The 14060-nt window shown below is 69.0% G+C and carries 12 protein-coding genes; 5 read left to right on the top strand and 7 right to left on the bottom strand.

Translation table 11 applies throughout. The features are described 5' to 3' along the window. Nucleotides 1-58: 58 nt before the first annotated feature. The 3 genes from sdhD to QN315_RS10235 all read right to left on the bottom strand — a co-directional run bounded on the left by sdhD (nucleotide 59) and on the right by QN315_RS10235 (nucleotide 2151). On the bottom strand, nucleotides 59-475 hold the full coding sequence (gene sdhD, locus QN315_RS10245; RefSeq protein ID WP_176640552.1) for a succinate dehydrogenase, hydrophobic membrane anchor protein: 417 nt from the start codon (nucleotides 473-475) through the stop codon (nucleotides 59-61). Nucleotide 476: 1 nt separating this feature from the next. After that, nucleotides 477-935 carry a succinate dehydrogenase, cytochrome b556 subunit gene (gene sdhC, locus QN315_RS10240; protein ID WP_176640551.1) on the bottom strand — a complete coding sequence of 153 codons (459 nt, stop codon included), beginning with the start codon at nucleotides 933-935 and terminating at the stop codon, nucleotides 477-479. Nucleotides 936-1122: 187 nt separating this feature from the next. Continuing rightward, a complete protein-coding gene (locus tag QN315_RS10235) occupies nucleotides 1123-2151 on the bottom strand; it encodes an aspartate-semialdehyde dehydrogenase (protein ID WP_176640550.1) in 1029 nt (342 codons plus the stop codon). Nucleotides 2152-2495: 344 nt separating this feature from the next. Here QN315_RS10235 and zwf point away from each other — a divergent pair, with 344 nt between their 5' ends. Further along, nucleotides 2496-4040, top strand: coding sequence for a glucose-6-phosphate dehydrogenase (gene zwf, locus QN315_RS10230; RefSeq protein WP_323989174.1), 1545 nt, complete (start codon nucleotides 2496-2498; stop codon nucleotides 4038-4040). A 36-nt stretch (nucleotides 4041-4076) separates the two neighbouring features. Here the strand turns inward: zwf and QN315_RS10225 are convergent, their stop codons facing one another. The 3 genes from QN315_RS10225 to QN315_RS10215 all read right to left on the bottom strand — a co-directional run bounded on the left by QN315_RS10225 (nucleotide 4077) and on the right by QN315_RS10215 (nucleotide 5795). Further along, nucleotides 4077-4577 carry a Spy/CpxP family protein refolding chaperone gene (locus tag QN315_RS10225; protein ID WP_323989173.1) on the bottom strand — a complete coding sequence of 167 codons (501 nt, stop codon included), beginning with the start codon at nucleotides 4575-4577 and terminating at the stop codon, nucleotides 4077-4079. 53 nt (nucleotides 4578-4630) lie between these two features. Next, a complete protein-coding gene (locus QN315_RS10220; protein WP_323989171.1) occupies nucleotides 4631-5008 on the bottom strand; it encodes a hypothetical protein in 378 nt (125 codons plus the stop codon). A 139-nt stretch (nucleotides 5009-5147) separates the two neighbouring features. Further along, a complete protein-coding gene (locus QN315_RS10215; RefSeq protein ID WP_323989170.1) occupies nucleotides 5148-5795 on the bottom strand; it encodes a 2OG-Fe(II) oxygenase in 648 nt (215 codons plus the stop codon). Between the two features lie 293 nt (nucleotides 5796-6088). Between QN315_RS10215 and zapE the strand changes: the two genes are divergently transcribed. Continuing rightward, nucleotides 6089-7300 (top strand): cell division protein ZapE, encoded by a 1212-nt coding sequence (gene zapE, locus QN315_RS10210; protein ID WP_323989169.1) that lies wholly within the window; start codon nucleotides 6089-6091, stop codon nucleotides 7298-7300. Nucleotides 7301-7341: 41 nt separating this feature from the next. Here the strand turns inward: zapE and QN315_RS10205 are convergent, their stop codons facing one another. Then, nucleotides 7342-7626 carry a hypothetical protein gene (locus tag QN315_RS10205; RefSeq protein WP_323989167.1) on the bottom strand — a complete coding sequence of 95 codons (285 nt, stop codon included), beginning with the start codon at nucleotides 7624-7626 and terminating at the stop codon, nucleotides 7342-7344. Between the two features lie 91 nt (nucleotides 7627-7717). On the opposite strand from QN315_RS10205, the gene QN315_RS10200 reads away from it, so the two are divergent. The 3 genes from QN315_RS10200 to lpdA all read left to right on the top strand — a co-directional run bounded on the left by QN315_RS10200 (nucleotide 7718) and on the right by lpdA (nucleotide 13967). After that, nucleotides 7718-10609, top strand: coding sequence for a 2-oxoglutarate dehydrogenase E1 component (locus tag QN315_RS10200; RefSeq protein WP_323989165.1), 2892 nt, complete (start codon nucleotides 7718-7720; stop codon nucleotides 10607-10609). 121 nt (nucleotides 10610-10730) lie between these two features. Beyond that, nucleotides 10731-12044, top strand: coding sequence for a 2-oxoglutarate dehydrogenase complex dihydrolipoyllysine-residue succinyltransferase (gene odhB, locus QN315_RS10195; RefSeq protein WP_323989164.1), 1314 nt, complete (start codon nucleotides 10731-10733; stop codon nucleotides 12042-12044). Nucleotides 12045-12254: 210 nt separating this feature from the next. Then, nucleotides 12255-13967, top strand: a complete 1713-nt coding sequence (lpdA, locus tag QN315_RS10190) for a dihydrolipoyl dehydrogenase (protein WP_323989163.1) — start codon at nucleotides 12255-12257, stop codon at nucleotides 13965-13967. Nucleotides 13968-14060: the final 93 nt, after the last annotated feature.

Genomic DNA, 14060 nt, shown 5'->3' with positions numbered 1-14060 from the left:
CCGCCGGACCGGCACTGTCTTGCGTGTCTCGTGTCGCGGCGGAATGCCGCACGGGCCGTCAGGCCCCGTCCGGCCGGGCCAGCGCCAGCTTCAGGACCGCGACCACCGCGAACAGCCCGATCAGCAGGGCCGCGCCCTTCATCAGCAGGCTGGCCGGCAGGTGCGCCTTGCCATGCACGTAGTCGTCGATGACGACCTGCAGGCCCAGTTGCATGTGGTGGAAGGTCAGCACCATCAGGGCCAGCAGCATGGCGGAATTCGCGGGCTTGCCGCCCCAGGCCGCGACCGTGGCATGCTCCGCGCCGGCCAGGCGCACGACCTGCAGCACGAACCAGCCGGACAGCGGTACCAGCGCGATGGCGGACACCCGTTCGGCCCACCAGTGATCGACACCGGTCTTGGCCGAACCCAGCCCCCGCGCGCGGGACAGTTGCGAGCGCATGACATCCATGCGCGGCGTCGGGGACGATGTCATGTCACGAGGCCCTCTTGCTGGAACGGCAGGCCGCCACGCCCAGGATCGTGGCAAGCAGGACCAGGGTCGCGCCCAGGGTGACGCCCACCGCGACGGGCCCGTCGCGGTTGATCTGCTTCTTCTCGAAACGATAGCCGGCATCCCAGGCCAGGTGGCGCAGTCCCGCAACGACATGATAGACCAGCGCCAGCGTCCAGCCCGCCAGGGCCGCCCGGCCCAGCGGATGGCGGGTGACTTTCTGAACTTTCCTGAAGGAATCGGGGCCTTTCGCGGCGGCATTCAGCCAGCATACGCCCAGCCCCGCACCCAGCGCCGCCGCGACGCCGGCCGCCCGGTTCGCGATCGAAAGGAACATGGAGAGCCGGAACCGATAGACCTGGAGATGCGGGGACATGGGCCGCCGGGTCAGTGTTCCGTCACTTCGGTGCCCTATATAGAGCGCATCACGGACATCCTGCATGGTCGTCTCGTCGATTTCCCTGATTATGGCTCCGGTTTCCACCGGCGGCCTGTGCCTGTTCGGTCCTACGCCCGGGACGGGGCGCGGTCAACGCAGGGGGGAACACGAGGTCGCGAGACGGCGAACGCCGCATGGGCGGGCGGCAACCGGAACGGTTCCGAACCGTTCCGGCCTGCCCCCCGGCCGTTCAGGCCGCCTTGCGGGGCAGCAGGTCGAGCGCGATCATGGTTTCGGCGATCTGCACGGCATTCAGCGCGGCGCCCTTGCGCAGGTTGTCCGCCACGCACCAGAAGCCCAGCCCGTTGGGCACGGTCGGGTCGATCCGCAGGCGCGACACATATGTCGCGTCCTCGCCGACGCATTCGATCGGCGTGACATAGCCGCCATCCTCGCGCTGGTCGTGCAGGATCACGCCCGGCGCCTCGCGCAGCGCCCGGCGCGCGCGCTCCAGGTCGACCGGCTCCTCGAATTCGACGGTGACGGCCTCGGAATGGCCGATAAAGACCGGTACGCGCACGCAGGTCGCGAAAACCGCGATATCAGGGTCGAGAATTTTGCGGGTCTCGACCGTCATCTTCCATTCCTCCTTGGTCGCGCCGTCATCCATGAAGCGGTCGATATGGGGAATGCAGTTGAAGGCGATCTGCTTGGTGAACTGCTCGGCCTTCAGCGGGTCGCCGACGAAGCTGGCGCGCGACTGGGCGAACAGCTCGTCCATGCCCTCCTTGCCCGCGCCGGCCACCGCCTGGTACGTGGCGACCACGACCCGGCGGATGGTGAACAGGTCGTGCAGCGGCTTCAGCGCCACCACCATCTGGATGGTCGAGCAATTGGGATTGGCGATGATCCCGCGCCGTGCCTTCTTCAGCGCGTTCGGATTGACCTCGGGCACCACCAGCGGCACGTCGGGCTCCATGCGGAAATGCGACGTGTTGTCGATGACGATGCAGCCCGCCTTGGCCGCGCGCGGCGCATGCACCGCCGAAACCGACGCGCCGGGCGAGAACAGGGCGACGTCCCAGCCGGAAAAGTCGAAATGCTCCAGGTTCTGGACCTTCAGCACCTGCCTGTCGCCGAACGAGACCTCCTGCCCCGCCGAACGGGCCGAGGCCAGGGCCGCGATCCCGTCGATCGGAAACGCGCGCTCGGCCAGCGTTTTGAGCATTTCGCGCCCCACTGCTCCGGTGGCGCCTACGACCGCGACGCGGTATCCCATCGATCCTGTTCTCCGATCCGCGCGTCCGGCCCGTCCGGACGCGATGCCTCCCCCGGCCGAGTGGCCCCCGGCCAGGGTGGCACAGACAGGTAGTGCCTGCCCGGACGGGACGCAAGCAAGACCAGCGATCCGGCGCGGTTTTTCGCCTCCCGGCCGGCCTGCCGCCGCTCGTCGCGCCCTTGTGTTCGGCGGCGCGTTGCTCCGCTCCGGCGCGGGGTGTTCACATGGCGGACGGGCGATCGGGCGGCCGGGCGATCGGGCAAACGGCGCGTGATCTGGCGCAAGGACGCCCCGCCCGCGCCCGCCTATGGTCCGGCGACCGGCTGTCCAGGAGTAATGCCGCCATGTCCTTCTTTCGCGACATATCGTCGCCGGCGCGCAGCCGGCATGCCATTCCGCCATCGGGCAGCAGGCCCGCGCCGGCCTGCACGCTGGTCATCTTCGGCGCGCATGGCGACCTGACCAAGCGCCTGCTCATCCCGGCGCTGTACAACCTGGCCGGCAACGGGTTGCTGGATCCGGATTTCCGCATTCTGGGCATCGACCGCGCGGCGGGCGGCGCGGCCGCGTGGCGCGACGGGCTGTCGGCGACGATGCAGGACTTCACCCGCGACCGGAATGCCGAATTCCACGCGCCCAGCATCGACGCCAAGGTCTGGTCCTGGATCGCCGACCGCCTGGATTATCAACAGGCGGATTTCTCGGACCTCGAACAGGTCCGCGCGCTGGCGGCCCACCTGCCGGGCAGCGCCGTGTTCTATCTGGCGGTGCCGTCGCGCTTCTTCGGTCCGCTGGTGGAAACGCTGGGCCGGGCCGGCCTGCTGCAGGAACAGGACGGGCATTTCCGCCGGGTGGTGATCGAAAAGCCCTTCGGTTCCGACCTGGCCACCGCGCAGGCGCTGAACCGGCAGATCCTCTCGGTGCTCGACGAGCGCCAGATCTACCGGATCGACCATTTCCTGGGCAAGGAAACGGTCCAGAACATCCTGGCGATGCGCTTCGGCAACCTGATCTTCGAGCCGCTATGGCAGAACGACCATGTCGACCACGTGCAGATCACGGCGGCCGAGACCATCGGCGTCGAGCAGCGCGGCGCGTTCTACGAACCGACCGGCGCGCTGCGCGACATGGTGCCGAATCATTTGTTCCAGTTGTTCGCCATGGTGGCGATGGAACCGCCATCCTCCCTGTCCGCCGAGACGGTGCGCACGGCGAAGGAGCAATTGTTCGAATCCGTCCGCCCCATCGACCCGCAGGATGCGGTGCGCGGCCAGTACCGGGCCGGAACGGTCGACGGCAAGCCGGTCGCCGCCTATCGCGACAGCCCCGGCGTCGCGCCGGACAGCGTGACCGAGACCTACGCCGCGCTGAAACTGTATGTCGACAACTGGCGCTGGTCGGGGGTGCCGTTCTACCTGCGGACCGGCAAGTCGCTGGGCGGCCGCCGCACCGAGATCGTGGTGCAGTTCAAGAAGCCGCCGGTCGCGATCTTCCGCGGGACCGAAACCGCGTCCCTGCCGCCCAACCGCATGATCCTGAATATCCAGCCGGCCCAGGGCCTGACGATCGAAATGGCGGCCAAGCGGCCCGGCCCGGCGATGGACCTGGCCGGCGTGCAGGTCCGCTTCCGGTACGAGGACGCGTTCGACCTGCAGCCCAATGTCGGCTACGAGACGCTGCTCTATGACTGCCTGGCGGGCGACGCGACCCTGTTCCAGCGCGCCGACAATATCGACGCCGCCTGGGCGGCGGTGGACCCGGTGCTGCAGGCGTGGGGCGCGTCGGCGCAGGACCTGGAATTCTACGACGCGGGCAGCGCCGGCCCGGCCGGGGCCGACGCGCTGCTGGCCCGCGACGGGCGGGCCTGGTACCCACTGGACGGCGCCTGACCTCCGGCCGGTCCCCCGCCGGCGCCGGATATGGCGTCAGCGGGCCTGGTCGTGCCCGTCTGAACGGCGGAACAGCGTGTCGGCCTGCTTCTTCTGCGCGTCGCTGAAACCGTCATAAAGCGTGCGGAACGCCTTGTTCAGGGCCTGCAGGTCCTGCGCGCGCTGGGTCACCAGGTCGGCATAGGACTGCATGTTGTCCGCAGCACTCATGCCGGCCAGCCGGTCGCGGCGCTGCATGATGGCGTCGTGAAAGCGCGCGGCATTGTCGCGCATCACCTGGGCGAAACTGTTCCAGGCGCCTTCCTCGGCCGGGGTAATCCCCAGTTGCTGGTGCAGCGTCGCGATATGCGCCGCCACCTGGTCGGGCGTCGGGTCGCGCGGCGTGCGGGCGGGGATCGCGGACTGGGGGGCGGCTGCGGGAGCGGCCGGGGAGGTGGCCGGCGTGCCGGCCGCCGGCTGGGCTGCGGTTTGCGCGCCCGCCACGGCCGGCATGACCAGCAAGGCAAATGCGAGGATCGGGGACCGGCGAACGATCATGGGCGGATGACTCCCGTAACGCGGGTGGGCGGAAACATGGCGGCTGGGTCGCATCAATAGGGCGGCGGCCCGTACGCGGCCGGCGGGTAATAAGCCGGCGGCGGCGGCGGGGGTTCCGGCTGCGGCGGGTAATAGGCGGCCGGCGGCGGCGCGGCCTGGCTGGCCAGCGCGCCGCCCAGCAGCGCGCCCACCGCCAGCCCCGCGATTCCCGCGCCGATGGCGGCGCCGGCGCCCGGACCGCGATGGCGGTCGTCATGCCAGCCGGGGCCGCCACGGCCATGCCAGCCGCCGCGATCCCGATACGGGTCTCCCCGATGCTGGTCCCAATGCCGGTCCCAATGTTGGGCCATGGCCTGCCCCGGCACCGCGCTGGCCAGCGCACCCGACAGGCAAAGCCCGGCCATGAAGACAGAAAACGAACGAACCCGCATGGCTGGGGCTCCTTTATTTCATCAACACCCTGCGGCGACCGCTATCGGCGCCAATCTTGTCAGAATGGGGGCATGTCGGAATCAGGGCGTGTCGAAATCTGGGCACGCCGGAACAAGGGCATGCCGGAATCGCGCCCGGTCAGGCCGCGCGCGACAGCCGCTTGGCCAGGGCCGACAGGCGGTGGCGCCGCATCTCGCTGCGCGCCTTGGCGTCGTTTTCCATGTAGTTCAGTTGGATCGTGTAGCGCCTGCCGACATATTGCCGGTGGCCGTGCCAGGTGGTCGGCCCGTTGGGAAAGACCAGCAGCGTGCCGTCGACCGGCGGGATCTCGGCGGCATAGTCCTCGACATCGTCGGGGCCGCGCAGCAGGCGCAGGCAGCCTTCCCGCCGGGCCCAGGATTCGCTGGCCGGGTTCAGATACAGCAGCACCGTCACCCGCTTGGCCACCGAGTCGCAATGGATGCGGCCGTCCTTCTCGCGCGTGCGGCCGCGCAGGGTCAGCATGGTCGGGGCGTCGTGCAGGTCCAGTCCGAATTTCCGGGCGATCGCCTCGCGCAGCACCGGGCCCTCCAGTTCGGCCACCAGGTTGCGCACCAGCGGCGCCAGGTTCAGCGCCGAGGGCGGGAACGACCCGCCGGAATCGATGTCGGGCATCGAGGCCACCAGCGCCCGCAGATCGTCCGCCCGGATGAAATGCGGCACCACGACATGGGCGAACGGCGCGTCGGAAACCGCGGCGGCCTCCAGCGCGGCATAATCGGGACGGATCGGTGCGGAGACGGTCATGAAACTGCCTGGACTGTGAAAACTGGGCCGTAGGAAACCAAGTGCGCACGCAAAGGGCATGACGAGGACGCACGCGCCGGGCGCCCCGTGGGCAGAGTCTTAGAACCGGCGACCGGACGAGATCAAGGCACCCCTCCCGATCAAGGCACCCCTCCCGGGGCCCGGTCTATCCTGGCCCATGCGGGCGGCTTTCGGGCGGCGGGACTTCACCAGATGGAGAGCAGGCGCCCTTCCGCCCGATTTGGCGGGCGCGGGCCCTTGCTGGGAATGAGGCCCGGCGCTATCGGCGATTCATGGAAGCCGCGCTGTCGTCCTTCGCTTCGGACCTGCATCTGCCGCCGGGGTCGGGCCCGCTGGCGGCGTACGAGGCACGCCTGGCGGCGGGCCTGCTGGCCCCCGATCCCGAACAGCGCAAGGCCGCCACCCGGCTGGACAGGCTGTGGCGCGAATTGCCGGGCTACCACCCCGTGGCGCACCGGCCCCGGTCCTGGGGCATGTCCGGGGGCATGTCCGGGGGGCTGCTGGGCGCGCTGGCATCGCGCCTGGCCGGCTCTTCCCGTGCGGCGCGGCCGTCACGGCCGCGCGGCGTCTACATGGTCGGCCAGGTCGGGCGCGGCAAGACCATGCTGATGGACCTGTTCTTCGACCTGGCCCCGGTGGCGCACAAGCGCCGGGTGCATTTCCACCGCTTCATGCAGGACGTGCACCAGCGCCTGCACGCGATGAAGCAGGCGGACCCCGGACTGACCGACCCGATCCCGCCCCTGGCCCAGGCCATCGCCGGCCAGGCCTGGCTGCTGTGCTTCGACGAATTCCAGGTCGAGGACATCGCCGATGCCATGATCCTGGGCCGGCTTTTCGAATATCTGTTCGCCGCGGGCGTGGTGGTGGTCGCGACCTCCAACACCCGGCCGCAGGATCTGTTCCAGCACCGGCCGGGGGCCGACGCCTTCCGGCCCTTCATCGCCATCATCCAGCACGAGGTGGACACGCTGGAACTGGACTCGCCACGCGATTACCGGCGGGGCGGCCTGCGCGGGGTCGCGACCTGGATCGTGCCGCCGGGCGCCGAGGCGACGCAGGAACTGGATTCGCTGTTCATGCGCCTGGCCGGCGGGGCGCCGCTCTGCCCGGTGACGCTGCAGGTCATGGGGCGCTCCGTCGCGGTGCCGGTGGCCGCTGGTCCGGTCGCGCGCTTCACCTTCGCCGATCTGTGCGGCCGGGCGCTGGGGGCGGGCGACTATCTGGCGCTGGCCACCCGCTTCGCCGCCCTGGTGCTCGACGACGTGCCGCGCCTGGGGCCGGATAATTTCGATCTGGCGCGCCGCTTCATCGTGCTGGTCGACACGCTGTACGAGCAGAAGGTCAAGCTGTTCGCCTCGGCCGAGGACCAGCCCGACGCGCTCTACCGCCAAGGCCGGGGCGCCGAGGCTTTCGAGCGTACGGCCTCGCGCCTCGCGGAAATGCAAGGCGCGGCCTATCTGGACCTGCCGCACCTGTCATGAGCGGCGCGCTGCCATGGCCCCCGCCCCGCCGTTCCCCTTTGTCACGTCATCGTGATGACCATGGCAGGGCTGTGACCGGCGGGGCGGTAGGCAAGCGATGCGCTCTTTGCTTGGGTATCGCCGGTGATTTTCTGCGATTGATTTTCTGCGATCTGGCGCGCCGTGTCCGGAAATCGGCCCGCACGGCGCCGTCCGGCCGCCCGTGCCGGCGCCTCTTGCCCGGCGGGAACGGAAAGGTGAGCATGCGCGCAGAGCAATCCTGCCCGTGACGAATATTGGGCGGCGGGCCGCGAAACGTGACAGTAGGGTTGGGCATCGGTCGGCATCGGGCCGGAATTCCGTCATGATCGGCGGGCACGGTGCGCGACCGGACAATGACGCGGCCATGCGGGCCGCGAGCGAGGAGATGTCGTCAAGATGGCAGGCGTAGATATCCTGTCGACCGCGTTCAGCGGCGCCAACACGGCCTATCTGGCCGAACTCTATGCCCGCTGGGCGGCGGACCCCGGCAGCGTCGATCCATCCTTCGCCACCCTGTTCTCGGTCATGGACGAGGAAAGCGCTGCGATCCTGCAGGATGCCGAAGGGGCCTCGTGGTCGCCGCGCGCCGCGATGATCGCCGAGGCGGCAGTGCCCGCGGCCGCCGCCGCACCGGTTTCGGTCGAAAGCCTGCACGCCGCCGCCGACGACAGCCTGCGCGCCACGCAGTTGATCCGCGCCTATCGGGTGCGCGGGCACCTCGAGGCCCGGCTGGACCCGCTGGGGCTGCAGGTCCCCAAGCCGCATGCCGACCTGGACCCGGCGACCTACGGCTTCGGGCCCCAGGACCTGGACCGCCCGATCTATCTGGGCCAGATCGTGGCCAAGCTGACCGGCACCCAGACCGCGACCATCGCCCAGGTGGTGGACGCGTTGCGCGCCGTCTATTGCGGGCCGATCGGCGCCGAGTTCATGCATGTGCAGGACCCCGCGCAGCGCAACTGGCTCCAGGCGCGGCTGGAAGGCGACGATTGGCGCGTAAGCACCACGGCGGCGCAGAAGAAGATCATCCTGGACCAGCTCACCGAGGCCGAGGGGTTCGAGGCATTCTGCCAGAAGCGCTATGTCGGCACGAAGCGTTTCGGGCTGGAGGGCGAGGACGTCACCATTCCCGCGCTGCATGCGGTGATCGACCAGGTCGCCAAGGACGGCGTGCGCTCGGTGGCCATCGGCATGCCGCATCGCGGGCGGCTGAACACGCTGGTGAACGTGGTGCGCAAGCCCTATACCGCGATCTTCAGCGAATTCGCCGGCGCGTCGTTCAAGCCCGACGACGTGCAGGGTTCGGGCGACGTGAAATATCACCTGGGCACGTCGACGGATGTCGATATCGACGGGCATACCGTGCATATCTCGCTGCAGCCCAATCCCTCGCATCTCGAAGCGGTCGATCCGGTGGTGATCGGCAAGGTGCGCGCGGCGCAGGACGATGACGGCCCGCAGACCCGCAGCCGCCACATGGCGCTGCTGCTGCATGGCGACGCGGCCTTCGCCGGGCAGGGCCTGGTCTACGAGACGATGGCGATGTCGCAGTTGATCGGCTATCGCACCGGCGGCACCATCCATATCGTGGTGAACAACCAGATCGGATTCACCACCGTGTCCGCCCACGCCTATTCCGGCCTGTACTGCACCGACATCGCCAAGGCGGTGCAGGCCCCGATCCTGCACGTCAACGGCGACGAGCCCGAGGCCGTGGTCTATTGCGCCCGGCTGGCCGCCGATTTCCGGCAGGCATTCGCCACCGACATCGTGCTGGACGTCGTCGGCTACCGCCGGCACGGCCATAACGAGTCCGACGAACCCTCCTTCACCCAGCCGACGATGTACAAGGCCATTGCCGCCCGTCCGACGGTGCGCACGCTCTATGCCGACCGGCTGGTGCGCGAGGGCGTGCTGACCGAGGCCGAGGCGGCGGCGAGCTGGGACGCGTTCCAGAACCGGCTTGAGGATTCCTATCAGGCGGCGCAGACCTACAAGCCCAACAAGGCGGACTGGCTGGAGGGATGCTGGTCCGGGCTGAAGCCGCCGCCGGCGGGCAGCGCCGAGTCCGAGCCCGCCACCGGCGTGCCGGTCGAGACCCTGCGCAGGATCGGCGACGCGCTGAGCACGGCGCCGGCCGATTTCAACATCAATTCGAAAATCGCCCGCCAGCTCAAGGCCAAGGCCGACATGTTCCGCACGGGCGAGGGCATCGACTGGGCGACCGGCGAGGCGCTGGGCTTCGGCTCGCTGCTGCTGGAGGGGCACCGCGTGCGGCTGTCGGGCGAGGATTGCCAGCGCGGCACCTTCAGCCAGCGTCATGCGGTGCTGACGGACCAGATCAACCAGAACACCTACGCGCCGCTGAACAATATCGACGCGTCGCAGGGCGTGTTCGAGGTCTATAACTCGCTGCTGTCCGAATTCGGCGTGCTGGGCTTCGAATATGGCTACTCGCTGGCCGATCCGAACGCGCTGGTGCTGTGGGAGGCACAGTTCGGCGATTTCGCCAACGGCGCGCAGGTCATCATCGACCAGTTCATCGCCTCGGGCGAGACCAAGTGGCTGCGCATGTCCGGCCTGGTCCTGCTGCTGCCCCATGGATATGAGGGGCAGGGCCCCGAACATTCCTCGGCCCGGCTGGAACGGTATCTGCAGCTCTGCGCCGAGGACAATATGCGGGTGTGCAACATCACCACCCCCGCCAATTACTTCCATGCGCTGCGGCGCCAGTTGAAGCTGAACTACCGCAAGCCGCTGGTCGTCATGACGCCGAAATCCCTGCTGCGGCACAAGCTGGCGGTGTCCAACCTCGAGGAATTCGCATCCGGCACGTCGTTCCGCCCGGTGATCGGCGAGATCGACCCGATCGCCCATGGCGACGCGGTCGAACGGGTCGTGATCTGTTCGGGCAAGGTCTATTACGACCTGCTGGCCGAGCGGCGCGAGCGCGGACTGGACAAGGTCGCGCTGCTGCGGCTGGAACAATTCTATCCGTTCCCGGACAGGACGCTGGTCGAGCAATTGGCGCTGTATCCCAAGGCGCAGGTCGTCTGGTGCCAGGAAGAGCCGCAGAACATGGGCGGCTGGACCTTCGTCGATCGCCTCATCGAGGACGTGATGGCGAAGGCCGGCCGCAAGGGCGCCCGCCCGATCTATGTCGGACGCGCCGCGGCGGCCAGCCCGGCGACCGGCCTGGCGCGCATCCATGCCCGCCAGCAGGCCGGGCTGGTCGCCCACGCGCTGACCGGCCAGGCGCCGACCAGCCACGCGCCGGGCATCGGCTGACGAAGGCGGCCGGGACGGCGCTGTCGCTCCGGCCGCGATCGGGTCATGATGAGACTGCACATGCCGGCACGCGGATTCGTCCGGTAGAGGAATTGGCCGGTAGAGGGATTGGAAAGAGAGCATGTCTGCCGAGATCAGAGTGCCGACGCTGGGCGAGAGCGTCACGACCGCCACCATCGCGAAATGGCTGAAGAAGCCGGGTGAGTCGGTGACGGCCGACGAGCCGGTGGTCGAGCTGGAGACCGACAAGGTCAGCGTCGAGATCGCCGCCCCCGAGGCCGGGGTGATGGGGCCGCAACTGGTGGCCGAGGGCGACGAAGTCGAGGTCGGGGCCGTGCTGGCGTCGGTCGAGGCCGGCACCCAGGCGCCCGCGCCCAAGACCCAGGCACCCCCCAAGACCCCGGCCAAGACTCCGGCACCCAAGACCCTGGCCCCCAAGACCCCGGCCCCCAAGGCCCTGGCCGGCGTGCAGGCCCAGCCCCCCGCCAGCGGTCCGGTCGCCCGCCCGGCCACCCCGCCCTCGGACGTCGCGGCGCAGGGGGCGGCCCATGCCCCCATGCCCTCGGCACAGAAGATCCTGGCCGAAAAGGGCCTTTCGACCGCCGAGATCGGGATCGGCACCGGCAAGGCGGGCCGGATCACCAAGGCCGACGTGCTGGCCTTCCTGGCGCGGCCGGCCCCGGCCAGGACAACCCCCGCCCCGGCTCCCGCCGCCCCGCCGCGCACCGACGACCCGCGCGAGCAACGGGTGAAGATGACCCGCCTGCGCCGGACGATCGCACGCCGGCTGAAGGAGGCGCAGGACAGCGCGGCCCTGCTGACCACGTTCAACGAAGTGGACATGACGGCGGCCAAGGCCCTGCGCGCGACGTATCGCGAGGCGTTCGAGAAGAAGCATGGCGGCGTGAAGCTGGGCTTCATGTCCATCTTCGCCAGGGCGACGATCGCGGCGCTGAAGGAATTCCCGGCCATCAACGCGGAAATCGACGGTGACGACATCATTTATCGCGAATTCGTCAATCTGGGGATCGCGGTCGGCGGTCCGAACGGGCTGGTCGTGCCGGTGATCCGCGACGCCGACCGGATGGGCTTCGCGGACATCGAGCGCACCATCGCCGATTTCGGCCGGCGCGCGCGCGACGGCGCGCTGAAGCTCGAGGAACTGTCGGGCGGAACGTTCTCGATCACCAATGGCGGCATCTACGGATCGCTGATGTCGACGCCGATCGTCAACGCGCCGCAATCGGGCATCCTGGGCATGCATGCGATCCAGGACCGGCCGGTGGCCGTGGACGGCCAGGTGGTGATCCGGCCGATGATGTATATCGCCCTGACCTACGACCACCGCATCGTCGACGGCAAGGAAGCCGTCAGCTTCCTGGTGCGCGTCAAGCAGAACGTGGAAGATCCACGCCGTCTGCTGCTCGAAATCTGAGAGCCTGGCCGGACATGCGCGCTGGCGGCGATCCGACGCGTGTTTCCTGCGCGTCGGTGCTCACGGCCCACAAGGCCGCTCCGCTCCGATGCTCGAAAACCCACGCCGGCCGTGCCGCTGCGCGGCCCTCTTGCTCACCAGCCTGCATGTCCGGCCAGGCTCCGATATGCGGGGCCGGACGTGCAGGCCCGTCCAACGCGGGACAGAATCATGACCATTGAAATCAAGGTGCCGACCCTCGGCGAGAGCGTCGCGACCGCGACGATCGGCAAATGGCTGAAGCAGCCGGGCGACGCGGTGGCTGCCGACGAACCGGTGGCGGAACTGGAAACCGACAAGGTCAGCGTCGAAGTCGCGGCGCCCGCCGCAGGCCGCCTGGGCGCGCAGCTTTATGCCGAAGGGGACGAGGTCGAGGTCGGCGCCGTGCTGACCACGGTCGAAGCAGGCGCATCCGGCGCGAAAGAGGCGCCCAAGGCCGCAACCACGCCGCCCGCGCCCACACCTGCGCCGGCCGTCGCCCCGCCGGCCGAGACGGAGTACGATTACGATGTCCTGGTCATCGGCGCCGGTCCCGGCGGCTATGTCTGCGCCATCCGCGCGGCCCAGTTGGGCTTCAAGGTCGCATGCGTGGAAAAGCGGGCGACGCTGGGCGGAACCTGCCTGAACGTGGGCTGCATTCCCTCGAAGGCACTGCTGCAATCGTCCGAGAATTACCATGCCGCGACGCACGATTATGCCGGGCACGGCATCCTGATCGACGGCGTCAGGCTGGATCTGGCCCGCATGATGGCCCGCAAGGGCGAGGTGGTCGAGGCCAACGTGAAAGGCGTCGAATTCCTCTTCAAGAAAAACAAGGTCACCTGGCTGAAGGGCTTCGCGAAGCTGGAAGGCACCGGCCGCGTCACCGTGGACGGCAAGCCGGTGACGGCGCGGCATATCGTGATCGCCAGCGGCAGCGACAGCGCGGACCTGCCGGGCGTCACGGTGGATGAGAAGACCATCGTCACCTCGACCGGCGCGCTGGAACTGTCCGCGGTGCCGAAACGGCTGGTGGTGATCGGCGGCGGCGTCATCGGCCTGGAACTGGGCAGCGTGTGGAAGCGCCTGGGGGCCGAGGTCACGGTCGTCGAGTTCCTCGACCGCCTGGTGCCGGGCACGGATGGCGAAATCGCCAAGCAGTTCCAGCGGATTCTGGCCCGGCAGGGCCTGGGGATGAAGCTGGGCCACAAGGTGACCAAGGCGGAAAAGACCGCCCAGGGCGTGGTCCTGACGATCGAGCCGACGGCGGGCGGCAAGGCCGAGACGCTGGAATGCGACGTCGTCCTGCTGTCGATCGGGCGGGTCGCGGCCAGCCGCAACATGGGGCTGGAAGAGGCCGGCGTGGCGCTGGACGCGCGCGGGCGCATCGTCACCGACGCGCATTTCGCCACCAGCCTGCCGGGGGTCTATGCGATCGGCGACGTGATCGCCGGCCCGATGCTGGCGCACAAGGCCGAGGACGAAGGCGTGGCCCTGGCGGAAATCCTGGCCGGGCAGAAGGGGCATGTGAACTACGATGCCATTCCCAGCGTGGTCTATACCTGGCCCGAGGTCGCGACGGTCGGCCGGACCGAGGAAAGCCTGAAAGAGGCTGGAATAAACTACAAGGTCGGCAAGTTCCCCTTCATGGCCAATGGGCGCGCGCGCGCCATGGGCATGACCGACGGGTTCGTCAAGATCCTGGCCGACGCGGCGTCGGACCGGGTGCTGGGCGTGCATATCATCGGCCCCGGCGCCGGAGAGATGATCGCCGAGGCGACCCTGGCGATGGAATTCGGCGCGTCGTCCGAAGACGTCGCCCGCACCTGCCACGCCCACCCGACCCTCAGCGAGGCGGTGAAGGAAGCCGCGCTGGATGTGGAAAAGCGCGCGATCCATATCTGACCGGCTTGATCTGACCGGCTTGCGGGCCGGCCTTCGGGCCCGTCTCCGGGAACGGATGGTTGGACGGCGCGTCATGGCCAGGGGGCGGGCTTC

The sequence above is a fragment of the Nguyenibacter sp. L1 genome, from assembly GCF_035199985.1.
Taxonomy (GTDB): Bacteria; Pseudomonadota; Alphaproteobacteria; order Acetobacterales; family Acetobacteraceae; genus Gluconacetobacter; species Gluconacetobacter vanlangensis.
This window is presented reverse-complemented; position numbering and strand designations above follow the sequence as displayed.

Coding starts and splice junctions, on each gene's coding strand:
- sdhD (WP_176640552.1), bottom strand. CDS start 475: ATGACATCGTCCCCGACGCCGCGCATGGATGTCATGCGCTCGCAACTG.
- sdhC (WP_176640551.1), bottom strand. CDS start 935: ATGCAGGATGTCCGTGATGCGCTCTATATAGGGCACCGAAGTGACGGA.
- QN315_RS10235 (WP_176640550.1), bottom strand. CDS start 2,151: ATGGGATACCGCGTCGCGGTCGTAGGCGCCACCGGAGCAGTGGGGCGC.
- zwf (WP_323989174.1), top strand. CDS start 2,496: ATGTCCTTCTTTCGCGACATATCGTCGCCGGCGCGCAGCCGGCATGCC.
- QN315_RS10225 (WP_323989173.1), bottom strand. CDS start 4,577: ATGATCGTTCGCCGGTCCCCGATCCTCGCATTTGCCTTGCTGGTCATG.
- QN315_RS10220 (WP_323989171.1), bottom strand. CDS start 5,008: ATGCGGGTTCGTTCGTTTTCTGTCTTCATGGCCGGGCTTTGCCTGTCG.
- QN315_RS10215 (WP_323989170.1), bottom strand. CDS start 5,795: ATGACCGTCTCCGCACCGATCCGTCCCGATTATGCCGCGCTGGAGGCC.
- zapE (WP_323989169.1), top strand. CDS start 6,089: ATGGAAGCCGCGCTGTCGTCCTTCGCTTCGGACCTGCATCTGCCGCCG.
- QN315_RS10205 (WP_323989167.1), bottom strand. CDS start 7,626: ATGCCGACCGATGCCCAACCCTACTGTCACGTTTCGCGGCCCGCCGCC.
- QN315_RS10200 (WP_323989165.1), top strand. CDS start 7,718: ATGGCAGGCGTAGATATCCTGTCGACCGCGTTCAGCGGCGCCAACACG.
- odhB (WP_323989164.1), top strand. CDS start 10,731: ATGTCTGCCGAGATCAGAGTGCCGACGCTGGGCGAGAGCGTCACGACC.
- lpdA (WP_323989163.1), top strand. CDS start 12,255: ATGACCATTGAAATCAAGGTGCCGACCCTCGGCGAGAGCGTCGCGACC.